Origin of the sequence: Paenibacillus etheri (assembly GCF_001012825.1) — a bacterium.
GTDB lineage: Bacteria > Bacillota > Bacilli > Paenibacillales > Paenibacillaceae > Paenibacillus_AQ > Paenibacillus_AQ etheri.
The window spans coordinates 82,704-102,230 of sequence record NZ_LCZJ02000029.1 but is presented as its reverse complement, the minus strand read 5'-3'; the positions used below and the strand labels follow the sequence as shown (position 1 = coordinate 102,230).

Here is a 19,527-nt window from a genome sequence, read left to right as displayed (position 1 = left end):
AACAATTGTCATGAAGATCACTTATTACGGACACTCAGCACTGCTGGTAGAGACAGAGCAAGCGAAAGTTATTATTGACCCCTTTTTGTCAGGAAATCCGAACTCCGGTATTTCACCTGATGACATTACTGTAGATGCTGTTCTGCTGACTCACGGTCACTCTGATCATTTAGGGGATGCTGTGCAAATTGCCAAACAGAATGATTGTCCGATCTTTGCTGTTTTTGAGCTTGCAGAATACTGCCGAATGAAGGGTGCCAAGGTTAAACATATGAATATAGGTGGCAGTCATATTTATAATGCCATTGCCGTTAAATATACGCAGGCGTTTCATTCCTCATCGATTCAGGAAGGCGACGTTTGGATTTATGCTGGACAACCCGCTGGGATTTTATTGACAATAGAGGGGAAGACGGTATTCCATGCAGGTGATACCGCACTGTTCAGCGATCTACGTCTGATTGGTGAGAGAACTGCGATTGACTTGGCGGCTCTGCCAATAGGCGATATGCTGACCATGGGACCGGATGATGCGCTCCTTGCTGCGCGCTGGCTACGAGCGGATAAGGTCATACCGCTTCATTACAATACATTTCCGGATATTGCTCAGGATGCTGTGGATTTCTGTGATCGTCTTCGCTTAGAAGGGATAGAGGGATTCTCGCTTAAAGCTGGTGAAAGTATAGAAATATAGTAAATCCCGATTACATGAACATAAAAAAAGCAGGTATCTGGGGAGTTCCCCGGCTACCTGCTTTTTTTATGGTGTAATGCATACAGCTTCTTCGCCTCGTGCTTGAGATCTTGACCCTCTGATATCAGCTGTTTTGTCTACCGGTTTGCCCAACATCTGCAGAACGGTAGTCGCGCAGTTTTGCGGTTGATGCTTATCTGGAGCAAGACGACGTCTACGCTGCTCTTCGAGAACAGAATATTCACGGAGCATCATAGAGAACCATTTGTTCACTACCTCGCAGTCGAGTACCTCTGCTAGCCCTAGCTCTACGAAGTATTGGCAATTTTTCTCTTCCTGACCTGGAATAGCTTTATAGAAGAGCATTGGAATTCCCTTGGCCTGACCCTCCGTACAGGTCATGCCACCGGGCTTTGTGATTAGAAGGTCGGAAGCATCCATCAGCTTATTGATTTCACTGGTGTATCCAAGAATCCTGACGTTAGGATGATCGAGTCTTGGATTGGACTTCATTTTGGCTATAAGCTTCTCGTTACTACCCATACAAAAGATGAGTTGGATGTTATCCATTCTGGCTGTGAGTGAATTCATAATCTCTTTACCGAACATCAGTCCCCAGCCTCCGCCCATTATAAGTACGGTAGGGATATCGGCTAGACCTAGTTCCTTACGGAGCAGTGTCTTGTTCGAACGTTCCCAGAACTTCGGATGCACAGGAATACCGGTGACCGTTACAAGCTCAGGAGCAATCCCTCGGCCTGTTAGAATAGATTTGACGCGTGGGGTAGAGACGAGATATCGGTTGACCTCGGAATTTACCCAGCTACCATGTGCATCATAATCTGTAATTAACGTATACAGTGGGACTTCCAATCCACGACGCTTTAGTCTGGAAATGACAGCGGCTGGAATAGGATGTGTGCAAATAATCAAATCAGGCTTTAGCTGCTCGATTACTTGTGAGGCATGTGTATAAAAAATCCGGTGAAGTGCCATCTTAGTCAACGGGTTCAATGATTTATGATATTGTGTCTTATACATCATGCCGACCAGCTTAGGCTGGCTGCTAACTGTTTTTCGGTAAGCGGAAAGAATCCATGGGGCGACCATCGGGTTAAGAAATTTACCTAGCTCGATGACTCGGCACTGGACATCCGGATTCAGCAGCTTTATTCCTTCGGCCAGAGCATAGGCTGCTCCTGTGTGGCCCGTACCGAAGCCTTCCGAAAACAGCAGTACTCTTTTCTTTCGCATAAGTTCACCTGCTACTTTCCTTTTCAATAGAAACGCGGAATTACTTCTAAAATAGATAAGGGAAAATGCTTCTCTACTCACATTATACAAATAAGACGTAAATAGAAAGTTAAAACCCTGCAATAATTAAAAAAATAAAAAGATTTCCTAAAGTATTGCAAACTGCAAAGCGACATGTTAAAGTAATGAATGACCAATTGACCGGATTAGTAAAGTGGTCACAAAGTCAGCGGTAATGATATTTTCTGGAGAAAGGAAGTGGGCACAGGTGGCAGTGGTGGATCGAAGACAGCAGGTGCTTCAAGCCGCAGCAAAATCTTTTTCATTATTCGGCTATAAGGCGACTACGATGGATCAGGTTGCTAAGATCGCAAATGTTGGTAAAGGGACCATTTACACCTTTTTTACAAACAAGGAGCAACTGTTTGATGAGATCCTGCGCGATATGATGGTAGAAATGAAGATGATTGCTGATCGCGAGATCAGGCGAGACAGACCTTTCTTTGATAACCTGCATCGTGTGCTGGATGCCCTGCTGGAATTTCGAAGTGAGCAGGAGCTATTCATCAAGCTTTCACAGGAGAGTCGCGAATTCGGAACGCCGCAGGCAGGAGAAGGGCTCGAGAAGATCGAGAACTTAGTTTTAGAATATTTAGAACGGGAGGTGCAACAAGCGCTCCAAAAGGGAGAAATCAAACCTTGCGATCCCAAAATCGTATCTGTAGTCATGTTCAGGTTATATATTGTATTGACTGCTGAACTGAATAAAACACATACTCCCTTGGACAAGGAACAGATCAAGATGTACTTTCATTTGTTTCTCGCCGAAGGATTGGGACAGTAAGCGTTGATTCAGGATAGGGATGGCGTTGTCAGATTCGCTTTCCCTCAACAATTTCCGAACTGTTTTAGGCATTGAAGAAGAGCCGAAAGGCGTTTTTTTATCCCCTGAATTGACCGAATGGGGAAAACGGTCACCTAGTGTTACGTAATATTTCGCAAACAAAGCATTTTAAAGAGAGCATAAGCTCATAAGGAGAGAACCAGAATGAAATCATTATCCGTATTTACCAAGGATCTTGGCGCAGCCCTGAGAAATCCAAAGGTGCTGATTCCGATGATTGCCATCCTATTTATTCCGGTGATGTATAGCGGATTCTTCCTAAAGGCATTCTGGGATCCGTATGGCAAGATGAATGAGTTACCGGTTGCTGTAGTCAACCAAGACGTCGGTGCTAATTATGAAGGTAAACAACTTCAGGCCGGAGAGGATCTGGTTGAAGAGCTTAAGGTAACCGATGGCTTTCAATGGAACTTTGTTTCACTAGAAGAAGCGCAAGCGGGAATGAAGGACAATACCTATTATATGGCGATTGTTGTTCCAGAAGACTTCTCTGCTAAAGCTACAACACTTTTGGATGATGAACCACAACCGGCAAAAATTATTTATGAGCCAAATGAAGGCTACAACTTCCTGGCCGGTCAAATCGGTGGAACGGCTGTAGCAGAAATTAAAAATAAAGTATCTGCTAAAGTAACAGAAGCTTATGTGGAATCTGTATTCAATCAGATTACAGAAGTATCTGATGGATTGGGCGAAGCGGGAGATGGAGCTTCCAAGATTGCAGATGGCGCTGGTAAGCTAGATGACGGAGCCTTGAAGCTGAAAGAGAATCTTCTTGTACTGACAGATGGTACAGGTAAACTTCAAAATGGTGTAGAACCCCTTACACAAGGCGTGACTGATTTGAATGCAGGTGCTACGGCGCTTAAAACAGGAACAAACACATTGGCAAGCGGATTGCAACAACTGTCTACTGCACAGACGCAGCTTCAAGACGGGGTAGCCCAAAGCGCTGCCGGCAGTAAACAGCTTAGTGATGGCTTGAAGCAAGCTGTAACAGGTGCCACTCAGCTTCAAGCAGGAACGAAGTCTGCTGTGGATGGTACTACTAAATTACAAGCAGGAACACAATCTTTAGTTGACGGCAGCGCGAAGCTGGAAGCAGGGTTAACCTCTTCCGTTGATGGCAGCGCGAAGCTGGAAGCAGGCTTGCAGGCTTCCGCAGAAGGTAGCACAAAGGTTACTGAGGGCGCTAAAGCGGTCGCTCAAGGGTTGCAGCAATTGGCACAGGCTAGTCCTGAGTTGGCACAGAATCCAGCCGTACAGAAGCTCCTAGCAGCTAGTGCAGCTGTTGCACAAGGTAGTGAGCAACTGCAACAAAGTCAAGAGCAGCTGGCACAGGGTGCTACTGCACTCCACAGTGGGCAAGAGCAACTGGCGCAAGGTGCAACTCAACTGCACTCGGGTTCTCAGCAGGTAGCTGCTGGTGTAACTCAGCTGCATGATGGAGCACAGCAATTAAATGCTGGTAGCACACAGCTTTTGACAGGACAGCAAAAACTGGCACAAGGCGCATCTGCACTTGTAACAGGTGGCGATAAGCTGAATGCAGGGATGCAACAATTTGGTGCTAAGCTTAAAGAAGCTGCAGCTGGAGGCAGCAAGCTGGCTGAAGGCGGCAAAGCACTTGGCGATGGTACCTCAAAACTGCTAAGCGGTGTAGGCGAACTAGGTTCCGGTATCAGTGCTGTAGCAGATGGTTCGAAAAAACTGGCTGACGGTGCAGGCGAGCTGAAAGATGGTATGGATGATCTGAAATCTGGATCAACAGAACTGGCAACTAAGCTTGGCGATGCTGCTGAAAAAACAGGCAGTGTGAATAAGTCAGATAAAATGATGGAAATGTTCGCACAACCAGTTGTGGTTGAGGATCAAGTTGTAAATCATGTACCGAACTACGGCACTGGGTTTGCTCCGTACTTCTTATCACTTGGGTTGTTCGTAGGTGCTCTGATTTCTACGATTGTTATTCCAATGCGTGAATCAGCTGTTATTGGCGCTAGCCGCTGGAATCGTTTTATCAGCCGTACGCTTACTTTCACAATCATGAGCTTTATCCAGTCTATGCTGGCTGCTGTGGTTGTATTGTACGGACTTGGACTAGAAGTTCAAAGTGTACCGCTGTTCTTCCTATTTACATTCTTGACTAGTCTAGTTTACACATGGGTAGTTCAATCCATTGTTACTTGGATGGATCAACCGGGACGTTTTGTTGTTATCGTTATTCTTATTTTCCAATTAACAACTAGTGCCGGAACATTCCCACTTGAATTGATCCCGAGCTGGATGAAATTCTTTAACCCACTGCTTCCAATGACTTACACAGTTAGTGGTCTTAAATCAGTAATTTCTACAGGGGACTTCAGTGCAATGTGGAGTGACGTAGGTGTGCTTGCAATCTTCGGTCTAGGGTTCCTTGCTCTTACTTTCGCTTACTTCATGACCCGCAGTCGGGACAATGAAGCTGGAATGAAAAGTGAACAAGCTATGACTGTATAATTTGAAAAAAAGTATAAAAAAGCGTCTCCTTCGGGGGACGCTTTTTTTGAATACAAATCATAGAACTCTTTTTCTTGTAAACATTCAAGGGGAATGAAAATCCTTGAAACGCTTTCATCTCATAAGTTCTTATGCGTTATTTGTGCATAATTATGCATAGATGAGTTTTTTAAACTTTTGTCCACTAAAGCTGTGTCGCAAAAAGAAATGTTAATCAGCATCATAAAAAAGTTTAAATTGCGCTGTTGTCACCTCGGTGATAAAATAATAGCACTAATCTGGATTGAATAATTATTAAAATTTTAATCTGAAAAATTTTCCAAAGATTACGCCATACTTTATAATAGAAAGGTTGCGTTCGATGAGACACACTGAACTGCCCGGAAAACAGGGCCTGTATGATCCCCAGTTCGAAAAAGATGCTTGCGGCATGGGATTTGTAGCCCATATTAAAGGCAAACCGTCCCATGATATTGTTAGTAACGCTTTAACAATGCTCTTTAATATGGAGCATCGTGGAGGACAAGGTAGCGAACCCAACTCTGGTGATGGAGCAGGTATCATGCTTCAAATTCCGCACCGTTTCTTTGCAAGTGAAGCCCAGAAGCTTGGCTTTGCTTTGCCAGAACAAGGCCATTATGGCGTAGGTATGATTTTTCTATCTCATAACGAGAAGGTTCGGGCTCAACATGAGACTCTCTTAAGCAACATTATTGCTGAAGAAGGTCAGGAAGTACTCGGCTATCGTGATGTACCTACCTATGATGAAATGCTTGGCAAGACAGCGAAAGCTGCTAAGCCTTTTGTACGCCAAGTGTTTATCGGTCGCTCGGCTTCAGTTACGAACGAATTGTCTTTTGAGCGTAAGCTTTATGTCATCCGCAAACGTGCAGAGCTTGCGATTCGATATGGTGGCGTAGAAGAAGCTGAATCCTTCTATATCCCAAGCTTGTCATGCCGTAAGATTGTATACAAAGGCATGTTGACTACAGAGCAAGTCGGACAATTCTACCTGGATTTGCAGAACGAAGAGCTGGAATCAGCGATCGCGTTAGTTCACTCCCGTTTCAGTACAAATACCTTCCCAAGCTGGGAACGTGCGCATCCCTACCGTTTTATGATCCATAACGGTGAGATCAATACCTTGCGAGGTAATGTGAACTGGATGCATGCTCGCCAGTCGTTGTTCAAGAGTGAAGTGTTCGGCGAAGATCTGAGCAAGATCAAACCTGTTATTAACCCGGATGGATCGGACACTGCAATGTTCGATAATACCTTTGAGTTTCTGTACTTGAGCGGACGTTCCTTGCCGCAGGTAGCTATGATGATGGTTCCTGAACCATGGAGCAATCATGACAGTATGGATGCTGACAAAAAAGCTTTTTACGAATATCACAGCACTTTGATGGAGCCATGGGACGGGCCTGCTGCAATGGGCTTTACGGATGGCGTGCAAATTGGTGCTATTCTAGACCGTAACGGCTTGCGCCCTGCGCGTTATTATGTAACGAAGGACGACATGATTATTCTATCCTCTGAAGCGGGTGTACTGGACATTCCAGCAGAGGACATCTTATATAAAGACCGTTTGAAGCCTGGGCGCATGCTGCTCGTGGATACAAAGGAAGGCCGCATTATCTCCGATGAGGAAGTTAAATCGGCTATCGCTTCCGAGAAGCCATACCGCCAGTGGCTGGATGAGCATTTGATCAGTCTCGAGGAGCTTCCGGATGCACCTGAGCTACCAAATCCTAAGCATGACAATGTGCAGCAGCTGCAGCAAGCATTCGGCTATACTTTTGAAGACTTGCGCAAGGTGCTTGAGCCAATGGCATCTACTGGGGCTGAAGCTGTAGGTTCCATGGGTTATGATGCACCGCTCGCTGTGCTTTCGGACCGTCCGCAGCGTCTATATAACTATTTCAAACAAATGTTTGCTCAGGTAACGAATCCACCAATCGATGCTATTCGTGAAGAGCTGGTTACCTCTACTACGACTACGATTGGACCAGAGCGTAACTTGCTTAAACCAGAACCAGAAAGCTGCCGCCAAATCTCGCTGCATACACCGATTCTTTCGAATGAAGACTTTGCTAAGATTCGTCATGTTCGTCGTGCAGGCTTCAAGTCGATGTCTATTCCAATTCTTTTTCCAGCTGAGCTTGGAGCAGAAGGAATGCGTATCGCGCTTGAGCGTATGAACGAGGCTGCTGATCGGGTTATGGCTAAAGGTCATAACATTCTGATTCTGACGGACCGCGGTGTGGACAGTGAGAATGCTGCGATTCCTGCTCTACTTGCTGTATCGAGCTTGCATCACCATCTGATCCGTCAAGGAACACGGACAAAAGTTAGTATTTTGCTAGAATCCGGTGAACCTCGTGAGGTCCATCATTATGCGCTTCTGCTTGGCTATGGTGTGAGTGCAGTCAATCCGTATCTGGCATTTGAAAGCTTGGATGATATGATCGGCCAGGGCTTACTGCGGGGAATCTCGCATGAGAAGGCTGTGAAGAACTATATTAAAGCTGCGACTAAGAGCGTAGTTAAGATTCTTTCCAAAATGGGAATTTCGACGATTCAATCCTACCGGGGCGCGCAGATCTTTGAAGCTGTAGGTCTGAACTCGGAATTCGTGGATCGTTACTTTACTTGGACACCTTCCCGTATTGGCGGTATTGGTCTGGAGGAAGTGGCAACCGAGGCACTTATCCATCATAACCGTGCTTTCACGGAAAAAGAAGGAAATGATAAAGTGCTTGATTCCGGTGGTGATTATCAATGGCGAAATGATGGGGAAGAGCATTTGTTCAACCCACAGACCATTCATCTGCTTCAGCACTCTGTGCGTAGTGGAGATTATAAGATGTACAAGAAATATGCTGCACTTGTTCAAGGTGAAAGTGAGAAGCATCTGACGATTCGTTCCTTATTGCAGTTCAAATCAGCTTATGAATCGATTCCGTTAGAAGAAGTAGAACCAGTAGAGTCCATTATGAAACGGTTTAAGACAGGTGCGATGTCCTTTGGTTCCATTAGTAAGGAAGCACATGAGACCCTTGCCATTGCGATGAACCGGATCGGTGGTAAGAGTAATACTGGTGAGGGCGGAGAAGATCCAGCTCGCTATATCCCGGATAGCAATGGCGATTCCCGTCGCAGTGCGATTAAACAAGTAGCCTCTGGACGTTTTGGAGTTACCTCGAACTACCTTGTTAACGCTGATGAGATCCAGATTAAGATGGCTCAGGGCGCTAAACCAGGGGAAGGCGGACAGCTTCCAGGACGTAAAGTTTATCCTTGGGTGGCTGAAGTGCGTGGCTCAACAGCTGGTGTGGGCTTGATTTCACCTCCACCTCATCATGACATTTATTCGATCGAGGATTTGGCAGAACTGATCTATGATCTGAAGAATGCGAATCCACGTGCAAACATTAATGTTAAGCTCGTATCTGAAGTCGGAGTGGGTACGATTGCAGCTGGTGTAGCCAAAGGGCGCGCTGATATTATCCTGGTAAGTGGCTATGACGGGGGTACAGGTGCATCACCGATGAACTCCATTCGTCATGCAGGTCTTCCATGGGAACTTGGCTTGGCCGAAACGCATCAGACGTTGATGCTGAACAATCTGCGTGACCGCGTTGTACTGGAAACAGACGGAAAAATGCTCAGCGGACGCGATCTAGCTGTAGCTGTATTACTGGGTGCTGAAGAGTATGGCTTCGCCACTGCTCCACTAGTAGCTGTAGGTTGTATCATGATGCGTGTCTGCCAAATGGATACTTGTCCAGTTGGTGTAGCAACACAGAATCCAGATCTTCGTAAGAACTTTACGGGTGATCCGCAGCATGTAGTTAACTTTATGACCTTCGTGGCGCAGGATTTACGCGAAATTATGGCGAGTCTTGGCTTCCGCACGATTGAAGAGATGGTAGGCCGTACAGATTGCCTAGACGCTGCTCAAGCTTCGCAACATTGGAAGAAGAAGGGCGTAGATTTGAGCAGTCTGCTGCATACACCGGAAATGCCAGAGGGAAGCACACGCTTCTGCAGTAAACGTCAGAATCATGGCCTGGAAGAGACGCTTGATGTCTCCAAACTGCTGGATCTGGCTGCACCTGCACTGGAGTCTGGTACGGCTGTAGAAGCATCGCTACCGATTACGAACGTTAATCGTGCCGTTGGAACCATCCTTGGTAGCGAGCTGACACGTAAATACGGGGCAGCCGGCTTGCCTGATGATACGATTCGTCTTCATTTCACCGGTTCTGCTGGTCAAAGCTTGGGGGCATTCGTGCCTAAGGGGATCACGCTTACGGTGGAAGGTGATTCCAATGACTACGTTGGTAAAGGACTATCGGGTGGTAAGATTATTATCAAGCCTTCTCCGAAAGCGACCTTTGCTGCTGAGGACAATATCATTATCGGAAATACTGCATTCTACGGAGCAACAGGTGGAGAAGCTTATATCAACGGTATCGCTGGTGAACGCTTTGCCGTTCGTAACTCTGGAGCGAAGGTTGTTGTAGAGGGCGTGGGCGACCATGGTTGTGAATACATGACTGGAGGCCGTGTGGTTGTTCTTGGTGAAACAGGCCGCAACTTTGCAGCAGGGATGTCTGGCGGTATCGCCTATGTCTACGACCCAGATAGAACCTTCATTGGCCGCTGTAATCTCGAAATGGTACTGCTTGAGAGAGTGGAAGAGCTAGAAGAGATCGAAGAGCTGCGCGAGCTGATTAGCCGTCATGTAGAGCTAACAGGCAGTAAGGCTGGAGCGCGAGTTCTGGATCAGTGGGCAGATTGCTTGCCGAAGTTTGTTCGTGTCATTCCGAAGGATTACAAACGGATGATGGAGCAGATTCGCAAAGTGGAACAAACCGGGTTGACTGGAGAGGCTGCTTTGATGGCTGCATTTGAAGCGAATATGCGTGAGCTTGCACGTGTAGGTGGCTAATTTGTTGCCGCTGAAATAATGAAATATGGAATGAAGTGATATAAGGGACTTGGACTTTTCCGTTTGCGGGAGGCCGGGTCCCTTTTGTGTAAATAGAAACGAAACTACGGTCTAAAGAACGTTAAACTGTTTCTTTTTTGTAATTTTCTGAAAAAAGCTGTATGGTAAACTTGTTTGTAAATGAAAGGAAGTGATACTGTGTCGAGTACAGAGATTTTGTCGGAGCCTGTTGCCCGCTTGCAGGGAGTTACCAAAAAAATAGGCTCTAAGACGTTGGTGAACAATTTAACGCTAGATATCCCACCGGGTCAAATATTCGGTTTTTTGGGACCAAACGGAGCAGGGAAGACGACTACAATACGGATGATGGTAGGATTAATTTCCATTAGCAGTGGGGATGTCCTCATTAGTGGCCATAGTATTAAAAATAATTATAAAGAGGCTATCGCGAGTGTCGGGGCTATTGTAGAAAATCCTGAAATGTACAAGTTCCTGTCCGGGTATCAGAATCTTAAACAATTTGCACGGATGGTACCGGGAGTCAGTAAGCAACGAATTGATGAGGTTGTGGAGCTGGTCGGGCTTGGTCAAAGAATTCATGACAAAGTGAAAACTTATTCCCTAGGTATGCGTCAGAGACTTGGAGTGGCTCAGGCGCTACTAAACCGACCGAAGCTACTGGTTCTAGATGAGCCGACCAATGGGCTTGATCCACAAGGCATACGTGAGCTTCGTGACTATCTGCGCCTACTCTGTCGTGAAGAAGGAACAACTGTATTTGTCTCTAGCCATTTACTTTCCGAAATGGAGCTCATGTGTGACAGTGTAGCCATTATTCAGAATGGGCAACTGCTTGAGGTAAAACAGCTAAAAGAGGTAGGCAATGTTACAATGCCTATCGGAGAAACCTTATTTGAGGTTGATGATGCAGAAGGTGCACTTGCTCTCATAGGACAAGGAACATTTAAGAGCGGTGGGCTTGTAGTTGAGGCGGCACGTGAAGATATTGCTGAGTTTAATGCCAGACTAGTGGCTGGTGGGATTAAAGTGTACAGTATCAAATCACTTGCCCGTACGCTAGAGGATCAATTCTTAGAGGTTACAGGAGGTGAAGGAATTGAGTAATTTTACAGCGTTGATACATAATGAGAACATCAAGATATATAGTCGTGCTCGCACATGGATTATGCTGATTATTCTAGCAGTGTTTAGTGCGTTTCTTCCGGCTCTTATGTATTTCACAACGGATAACCCTGCATCACGTTTAGGCGTTTGGGACAGCTTCCAAATGATAGTGAGTGTTGTATTCTTCCTGAATACGATCTTCGTTGTTGTTATAGCCGCTGACTCCGTAGCGGGCGAATTTACCTGGGGAACCATAAAAATGTTGCTGATTCGCCCGTGGAGTCGTTCCCAGATCTTGCTCTCAAAATACATTAGCATTGTGTTGTTTAGCTTGCTTTGTACTGCAGTATTGATTGTTTTTGGTTTAGCTGCATCGTTTATTTTCGCCTCGCCAACTGGAGACACACTGTCTTCAATTGTAGCTTGGAGCCCTGCTGAGTATTCCTTTATGGATCTCCTATGCCGCTATGTCACTCTTTTCTTGACGGTTACGCTTGCTTTTATGATCTCTTCCGTATTCCGTGCAAGTGGATTGGCGATTGGTTTATCTATGTTTATCATGTTTGCCCAAGGTATTTTCGCGGCTTTGCTTAATCCGGATGTGTTCGAATGGGCCAGATATTTAATTTTCACTCATATGGATCTAAGGGTCTACATGGGATCTGATGTTGGTCCAGGTGGTGCTACACTAGGCTTCTCCATTGCTGTGCTAGCAGTGTATTATGTGATATTCTTAGCAGTTTCCTGGTTTGTCTTCCGTAAACGGGACGTTGCTGGATAAAAACAAGCTTAACCGGCTTCAAGCGTTCCTTCTGCTTTGGAGGAGCGTTTTGCTGCCTTGTCCTTTTTCATATTACTTTTGGGCTCACCTGCTTTTTCAGAGGTGGGCTGTTCTTGCATGGCGATGGACCCATTAAGCAGGCTGCCCTCCGTAATACTGAGTGCCGCTGCAGAAATATTACCGTGTAGCTCGCCAGTACCAGTCATAATGAGCCTACGGTCTACGGTAACATCTCCATATACTTTACCAGCGATAACAATCTCCTCTGCTCTAATACTGGAGCGCACTGTGCCTTCCTCACCTACAGTGACTATACCACTGCATATAATTTCTCCGCTAAAGGTACCTTCAATCCTCAGGTTCGTATCGCAATGTACTTTACCCTCGAGCGTACCCCCGTGCCCAATCAGGGAGTCAGTAGACTTGAAAGGTGCACCTTGCTGCCGCCGCTTGTTCCACATGTATATATTCCTCCTGTTCATATAGTTCTGACGTTAACGTTTAGGGTTTAACATAATCCAATGGATCCACAGTTTTATTCTGCTTCACTACCTGAAAATGAAGATGAGGTCCTGTGCTTCGACCAGTGTTTCCAAGTAAGCCAATCTTCTGACCCTTGTTAACCTTGTCTCCTGCAGATACATTCATTCCCTGCAGATGCATATACCAGGTTTCAAGTCCGTTCGAATGCTGAATCACGATATACTTACCTCTCGCGCCCATCTGCTCGGCGGTAACAACCTCTCCATCTAAGGCGGCATATATAGGATCGCCTACGTTCCCGGCAATATCGACACCTGAATGGAACGCGGATAAACCCTTGAATGGATCTGTTCGGTAGCCGAAGCTTGAGGAGATGACCCTAGAATCGGTAGGCCAAAGCACCGCTGCATTCAGCCTGGCTTTTTCAGCCTGAGCCTTTTTTGCCTGTTGATTTGCTTGAACGTTATTCGCATGCTCGGCCAGAGTGATAGTCTGAGTAATGCTTTTCACCATTTCATCGAGCATGCCGTGGATCTCTTCGAAATCATCCTTTGTTTCCTCCACCAGATTTAGCGATTCGTTCTGATAAGTCGCGATATATTCTCCGCCTACCTGTGGTGTTATTGTGTCTTTAAAAGATGTCTCATTAGGGATGGGCATAGCGTTACGGCTTGATAAACCTAAGGTTGAATTTGAAGCGGTTGATCCAGTTTTGGAATCATTGGTTTCTGTGGCGGAGCCTTTGCTTTTGTTAATCAATGACTGCAACTCCTGTTCCAGCGCATTTACACTCTTCAGCTTGTCTTTAATATGATCTGCCTCTTCTGAAAGCTCGCTGACTTGACTACGAAGCTGCATTAGATCTTTATCCTTGTCGGCGACCTTTATTTCCATGCGGAGATTGGTTAGTGATAGTGCGGCTGCCTCAGCTTCAAGCTGTGAGATCGACTGCGAGGCATGGAAATGCATAGAGGTGACCAGACTGGAGAGGGACAAGGCTGCTGCTGCCGGCAGGGCGAACGCAAGTGGCTTGGAAATCTGGAGTTGTTTGACGGGGCGTCCAGCATCCCTTACGACGAGCAGCGTAATCCGGTTATGATCTGGCTGTCTCTTCATGGCTTCTCCTTTCTGCGGCATATGGCAGCCGCCTGCGATACCTGAGGCTAACGACTATTCTTCCATTAGGCTCATCCGAATTGTCTTACTACTCTATGTATTCCATATCTTTCAGGAACATGACAACGGTTTGTTTGAATAAAGAAGGAGAGTTACGGCAAAACCTGTACTAGAGTCGTCGCAGCGAGTCTATTGCAACTGTTTTATTAATGGAGGAGGTAGGGGATTGAAGACGTTTGCGATAATTCTAATTCTTTTTATCATACAGATTGCATTGATTGTATTTCTGGAGTTCCGTCGCCCGCAAAGGGCTATGGCGTGGTTGTTCATTTCATTCTGTTGCCCGCCGCTTGGTCTGGCATTCTATTATTTTCTGGGTCGTGATTATAGACAGAACCGAAAATTAAACAAAAGATGTATTTCACTTTCTCGTGAAATTCGTTCGCATGTCTCTGGAAATATTAAGGTAGTAAAAGATGTTACTGAGAGTGGAAACGCTCAGTTTGAGAATAATAAAGGTCTAATGGATTTGCTCTCCAAAATCTCTGAAGGACCGATTACTGGTCACAACAAGAGCAGGGTATTATCAACTGCTAGAGAAGCGTATGATGCTATGCTGGAAGCTATGGAAGAGGCGAAAGAACATATACACATGGAATTCTATATTTATCGTGATGATGAGATTGGTGAGCAATTTCAAGATGTTATGATCCGGAAGGCGCGACAGGGCGTTAAGGTACGCTTGCTTTGTGATGGTCTGGGCAGTCATAAATTAAGTCGTAGGTTTATTCGAACGATGAGAAATGCTGGGGTGGAGTTTCACTTTTTTTTACCTCCGTTTAGTTCTCTAGTGGAACGCCGGTTTAATTTCCGCAATCATCGGAAGATCCTGGTGGTGGATGGGCTCGTTGGCTTCACGGGTGGCATGAATATAGGGGATGATTATTTGGGAAAGGATCTCAAAATGGGGTATTGGCGTGATACCCATCTGCGTCTTGAAGGAGACTCTGTATATTATGTTCAGTATGTCTTCTTAAAGGATTGGAGGTTGGCCTCTGGTGAAAGTATGAGCCATCCTCGACTGTTTCCAAAACATACTTGTGAGGCGCAAGAAGCCGTACAGATTGTTGGGAGTGGTCCGGATGCTGCAATAGACGCTTCCCAAGAGATGTATTTTGCTGCCTTATGTGCAGCAAAAAATCGGATTTGGATCACATCTCCGTATTTTATTCCTGATCCTGCCATCTGCCGGGCTTTGAAGAGCGCAGTACTTCGTGGAGTGGATGTAAGAATTATCATCCCGGCGAAGCCTGATAATATGCTTGTCTACCATGCTTCTTTGTCTTATTTAGAAAATTTACAAGACGCAGGAGTGAAATTCTACAGCTATACCAAAGGATTTATGCATGCCAAGATCATGATTATCGATGATCTGTTCGCTACGGTGGGAAGTGCGAATCTGGATATGCGCAGCTTTTATTCTAACTTTGAATTGACTGCTGTGCTGCTACATCCTGATGCTATATCTCCACTTGTCAGAGGGTTTGAGAAGGATCAAAGGCACAGTGAATTTATTGATCCTGTAAAGTTTAAGGAGAGAGGGAGAATTGTCAAACTCGGTGAGGGGCTGTGTCAGTTGTTATCTCCGCTATTATGACTGGAAAGGGGACTAAATCTGAATTTTTCGAAGGATATAACGTGTTCCATTCATTATTAGGGCTTATTTTGTGATATAATAATTGTATAAGAAGAAATGTAAGAAAGTATAGATAATAATTATACTTCCGAATGTTTCAAAACTATACTGTTAAACTCTAGGGGGAGTTCTATGAATGTGAGTCCACAAATGATTGCCAAAAAGGAACAGAGCAAACTCCAGAAGACCGGAACACATAAAATGGCTAAGTTTGCCCAGCGAATGATCATGTTATCCATTGGGGCAGCAATGATGGCCGTTGCACTAGAAATATTCCTCGTTCCGAATGAAATGATTGATGGTGGGATTACCGGTATCTCCATTATTTTATCATATCTTTTCGACATTCCTCTGGGAATTTTATTGACACTGTTAAACCTTCCGTTCTTGTTAATTGGTTATAAGCAAATCGGTAAGACCTTTGCCTTATCTACCTTATATGCAATCGTACTTATGTCTATTGGCACTTCATTGTTGCATCACGTAAGTGCCTTTACGGTTGAACCCATGCTTGCTGCCGTGTTTGGAGGTATCATTCTTGGTGTTGGTGTAGGGTTAGTTGTACGTTTTGGGGGATCTCTAGATGGTACAGAAATTGTTGCTATTCTGGTAGCTAAGAAGCTTCCCTTCTCTGTAGGTGAAGTTGTTATGTTCTTCAACCTGTTCATCTTATCCGGAGCTGGATTTGTATTCGGTTGGAATAATGCGATGTTCTCACTAATTGCGTATTACATTGCATTCAAGGTAATTGACATTACACTTGAGGGTCTAGACCAGTCGAAATCGGTATGGATTATCAGTGATAAATTCCGTGATATCGGAGAAGCTTTGACGGAGCGTCTTGGACGTGGTGTTACTTATTTAGATGGAGAAGGCGGATTTTCCGGGGAGAATAAGAAAGTAATCTTCGTGGTTATCACCCGTTTGGAAGAAGCCAAGCTTAAATCTATTGTTGAAGATTGGGATTCAGATGCATTCATCGCAATAGGTAACATTCATGATGTTAAAGGTGGCCGTTTCAAGAAGAAAGCCATTCATTAGTTAAACTTTAGTATTATTAACTGAAAGAAGGTATTTTTACGAATAATGAAGCAATAAATACGGTGAACAAGACTCGATATTCCGTATTCTTATACAATATACCTTCTGTCCTTGAGTGGGACGCCTGATAAGCCCGTAGCATGAAATGATGCTGCGGGCTTATTGTTGTTTTTGGGCTTATCGTTAGTGGCATTCCCCCCTACTCCTCCTCCTTATGGAAGCTTAGCGATGAGTTGTTGGACGGGCTGCGGAGGCACTTTTTCCAAAAGATCCCCCATCCGTTGCAGGCGTTCCTCAATATTGAGCAGATGAAAATCAGTAGGAGAGACGTTCTGCTTAACCTCTTCCCAGAGCAATGGTGTGGATACAGTAGCAAGCGGCCGAGCACGTGGTGTGTAAGGTGCAGCTAATGTTTTGCCACTGTAATGCTGGAGGTAGTCAAAATAGATTTTATCTCCGCGATTCTTCTTCAGACGCTCCAAGGTGAACAAATCGGGGTGCTTCTCGGTGACATAACGACCGACAAAGTGACCGATTTTTCGCAATCCATCAAAAGTAACGCCAGTCTCGATAGGAACTATGATCTGCACCCCGGTAGCGCCGGACGTTTTGGGCACAGAAGATAAACCAAGGGAGGTTAAGACCGTCCCTACGATTGCAGTTGCTTCCATGATACGGGGCTCGACCTCACGTGACGGGTCTAGATCAATCATCCACTCACAGGGAAGCTCACTGCCTACATAATGCAATGAAGGATGAAACTCCAAAGCAGCCAGATTGCCCAGCCAGATCAGCTCCGGTAAACCTTGCAGCTTGATATAATTAATATTCTCGTGAACAGCGGTTTGGACAAAGGCCGGAAGAGGATCAGGTGCATTTTTCTGATAAAAGGACATCCCAGAGATACCGTGCGGATAACGAATAACGGTAAGCAACCGATCTCGACAATAACGCAGCAGGTAGGGGGAGAGGGCGGCGAGCTTTTCCAAATAGATCCGCTTCGTAATCCCGCAATCAGGCCATAGCAGCTTCTCTGGGTTGGTGATGGTTATCTCTTGGCCCTCTACAGTAATTGTGCCTTTGATGGCTGCTGGCATCTGGAACCTCCTCTCTGTTATAGGAATGGGGCTATTATGTGCTAGTCTGTTCCTTTTCATGAAAAAAATATTTCCAAAGTGTCCCTTTTGGATGATCATAGGAGTTATAAGGTTATACGGTTATGTGAAAGGGGAGTTTGCTGATTTTGGACGGGATCGAACACACCGTCGTTCGGGTACAGGCAGGCGAGGTAGAGTCCTATGCCCATATCGTCGAAGCTTATCAAAAGCCAATTTACCGCTATTGTTGCCGGCTTCTTGGAAGTCAAACGGAAGCGGAGGATGCGGTACAGGATATTCTGGTGAAGGCATATCAACATATAGGCAAGTATCGCCCGATCGTAAGCTTTTCTTCCTGGCTATATAAAATTGCCTATCATCATTGCCTCAGCCTGATCCGCAAACGTCAAAGACATCTGAAGATTATGGCGCTTTTTCAGCCAGAACCTCCTGCCGAAAGCCCGGAACAGTTGATGGATCGTTACATATTTAACGAACATCTAACCTTTGCGCTCTTGAAATTGAAAATGGATGAGCGAAATCTGTTAGTTCTGCGAATCTTTGAGGAACAGAGCTTCCCAGAGATTGCGGAGATTCTCGATAAAAATACTGAAGCAGTGAAGAAGAAATACAGGCGTACGATTATGAAGCTTGGCAAAATGATGAATGCTCAGAAAGGGGGGACGGAATGGTGGGGCAACGAAGCTGTGTTGAAGAGAAAATGATAAAGAAAATGGACGCATTGGGGAACTGCGACGAACTAGATGTAAAAGCAGCAGTTATGAATCGGGTAAGGGAAATTCATGATCAACAGAAAACGATGGACGGAGAAATGACGAACCTCATTGGCGAGCTGGAGTCATTCAGAGAGCCGGGAGATCCCGTTATGCAGATGCAAGAGAAGACAATCCCGCTTACATCTAAATTTAGGAAAAGACTTCTCTCAGGGGTCTCCGCAGCTATATTGCTGGGGATGATCGGGTTTGGTGCCCTTCAGCTGTCTGGACTTAGAGGTTTAACGGAACATGGTAGCCAGTCTACAATTGATATCACACAACCTTTGGATGGAGCTATTACACTAGTGAACAGCGGAGGGAAGGCTGTTGTGCAGACGGTTCACAATAATACCCCTGTTCCCACGACCTCTCCTGCGATAGAGAAGTATCTGAGTTTATTAGCGACTTATAAAGAGCAGGTGCTTGCTCACTTGAACGCTGGAGAAATGGCTGCATATTATGTGAATGATTCTGAGTTTACTAAGTTGGCCAAAGGTTTAGGCTATGCAAATCAATTGCAGTTCGCTTTCGGTTCTCCGGTGTATTCTAAATATGAAGATTTCGTAAAAGAATTAAAATGGGCTGGCGATTTCTGGCCCGAGCTGCCTTCCATACTCGCTAATGGTTACGAATTTGAGCAAGCCGTTTTTAAAGCCGCTTCTCCTTACATGTCGATAAGCACGGAATATAAAGAAATACTTGAACAATTTCAAAAGAAAGCTAAGACCAATAAAACAGGCCAAAAGCTGTTTATGGAGAAGATCGCTGTGAATGCCATAGAGAGTGCTGAGGTTACCTACCATATGGGGGATCAAAGAATTACACTATCCTTAATGCAGAGCGCTTTTAGGGGTTATCCAACGCAAGTATCTATCTTGGAAGGTCAGACTGCCGAAAAATGGTCTATGACAGGTACTGGTAAAGAAGCAGTTTTTATCGCAGCGAGTACAGAGAAGGGGGAGCAGACTTGGTCTTCCCGGAATCTTTTGTATTGGTATGATGAAGCCAGCCAGATGATTCGTAGCCTAAACGATGAAATGAATAAAAGTTTGACCCGTGAACAATGGAAATTGATTGCCACCAGTTTTATTCGCTAGCTACGGT

At 45.3% G+C, this 19,527-nt stretch carries 14 protein-coding genes; 10 read left to right on the top strand and 4 right to left on the bottom strand.

The genetic code is table 11. The features are described 5' to 3' along the window. Positions 1–10: 10 nt before the first annotated feature. Positions 11–694, top strand: a complete 684-nt coding sequence (locus tag UQ64_RS18620; RefSeq protein WP_060625035.1) for a metal-dependent hydrolase — start codon at positions 11–13, stop codon at positions 692–694. A 66-nt stretch (positions 695–760) separates the two neighbouring features. On the opposite strand, the gene UQ64_RS18615 is transcribed toward UQ64_RS18620, so the two are convergent. Continuing rightward, the gene (locus UQ64_RS18615) at positions 761–1,948 is read right to left on the bottom strand and encodes an MGDG synthase family glycosyltransferase (RefSeq protein ID WP_060625034.1); all 1,188 of its coding nucleotides are present in this window, start codon (positions 1,946–1,948) and stop codon (positions 761–763) included. A 268-nt stretch (positions 1,949–2,216) separates the two neighbouring features. On the opposite strand from UQ64_RS18615, the gene UQ64_RS18610 reads away from it, so the two are divergent. From UQ64_RS18610 to UQ64_RS18590, 5 genes are all read left to right on the top strand, one after another. After that, positions 2,217–2,792 carry a TetR/AcrR family transcriptional regulator gene (locus UQ64_RS18610; RefSeq protein ID WP_209445838.1) on the top strand — a complete coding sequence of 192 codons (576 nt, stop codon included), beginning with the start codon at positions 2,217–2,219 and terminating at the stop codon, positions 2,790–2,792. A gap of 204 nt (positions 2,793–2,996) precedes the next feature. Continuing rightward, the gene (locus UQ64_RS18605) at positions 2,997–5,351 is read left to right on the top strand and encodes a YhgE/Pip domain-containing protein (protein ID WP_060625032.1); all 2,355 of its coding nucleotides are present in this window, start codon (positions 2,997–2,999) and stop codon (positions 5,349–5,351) included. A gap of 361 nt (positions 5,352–5,712) precedes the next feature. Further along, positions 5,713–10,308: a glutamate synthase large subunit gene (gltB, locus tag UQ64_RS18600; RefSeq protein ID WP_060625031.1), complete on the top strand. Its 4,596-nt coding sequence runs from the start codon at positions 5,713–5,715 to the stop codon at positions 10,306–10,308. Positions 10,309–10,488: 180 nt separating this feature from the next. Then, positions 10,489–11,433 (top strand): ABC transporter ATP-binding protein, encoded by a 945-nt coding sequence (locus tag UQ64_RS18595; RefSeq protein WP_060625030.1) that lies wholly within the window; start codon positions 10,489–10,491, stop codon positions 11,431–11,433. Continuing rightward, complete coding sequence (locus UQ64_RS18590) at positions 11,426–12,214, top strand: ABC transporter permease (RefSeq protein WP_060625029.1); 789 nt, start codon at positions 11,426–11,428, stop codon at positions 12,212–12,214. Before UQ64_RS18595 ends, UQ64_RS18590 begins: the two co-directional genes overlap by 8 nt. An 8-nt stretch (positions 12,215–12,222) precedes the next feature. On the opposite strand, the gene UQ64_RS18585 is transcribed toward UQ64_RS18590, so the two are convergent. Further along, positions 12,223–12,675: a bactofilin family protein gene (locus UQ64_RS18585; RefSeq protein WP_060625028.1), complete on the bottom strand. Its 453-nt coding sequence runs from the start codon at positions 12,673–12,675 to the stop codon at positions 12,223–12,225. A 40-nt stretch (positions 12,676–12,715) separates the two neighbouring features. Then, positions 12,716–13,834, bottom strand: coding sequence for a M23 family metallopeptidase (locus tag UQ64_RS18580; RefSeq protein ID WP_060625027.1), 1,119 nt, complete (start codon positions 13,832–13,834; stop codon positions 12,716–12,718). Between the two features lie 205 nt (positions 13,835–14,039). Here UQ64_RS18580 and cls point away from each other — a divergent pair, with 205 nt between their 5' ends. Continuing rightward, positions 14,040–15,470, top strand: a complete 1,431-nt coding sequence (gene cls / locus UQ64_RS18575) for a cardiolipin synthase (RefSeq protein WP_060625026.1) — start codon at positions 14,040–14,042, stop codon at positions 15,468–15,470. A gap of 240 nt (positions 15,471–15,710) precedes the next feature. Continuing rightward, positions 15,711–16,550 carry a YitT family protein gene (locus UQ64_RS18570; RefSeq protein WP_245238083.1) on the top strand — a complete coding sequence of 280 codons (840 nt, stop codon included), beginning with the start codon at positions 15,711–15,713 and terminating at the stop codon, positions 16,548–16,550. 212 nt (positions 16,551–16,762) lie between these two features. Here the strand turns inward: UQ64_RS18570 and ligD are convergent, their stop codons facing one another. Further along, on the bottom strand, positions 16,763–17,647 hold the full coding sequence (gene ligD / locus UQ64_RS18565; protein ID WP_060625025.1) for a non-homologous end-joining DNA ligase: 885 nt from the start codon (positions 17,645–17,647) through the stop codon (positions 16,763–16,765). A gap of 143 nt (positions 17,648–17,790) precedes the next feature. Here ligD and UQ64_RS18560 point away from each other — a divergent pair, with 143 nt between their 5' ends. Next, entirely contained in the window at positions 17,791–18,372 is a 582-nt protein-coding gene (locus UQ64_RS18560; RefSeq protein WP_425339603.1) for an RNA polymerase sigma factor, read from the top strand. Next, positions 18,336–19,520, top strand: coding sequence for a hypothetical protein (locus tag UQ64_RS18555; protein ID WP_060625023.1), 1,185 nt, complete (start codon positions 18,336–18,338; stop codon positions 19,518–19,520). The genes UQ64_RS18560 and UQ64_RS18555 overlap by 37 nt, the downstream gene beginning before the upstream one ends. Positions 19,521–19,527 lie beyond the last annotated feature (7 nt).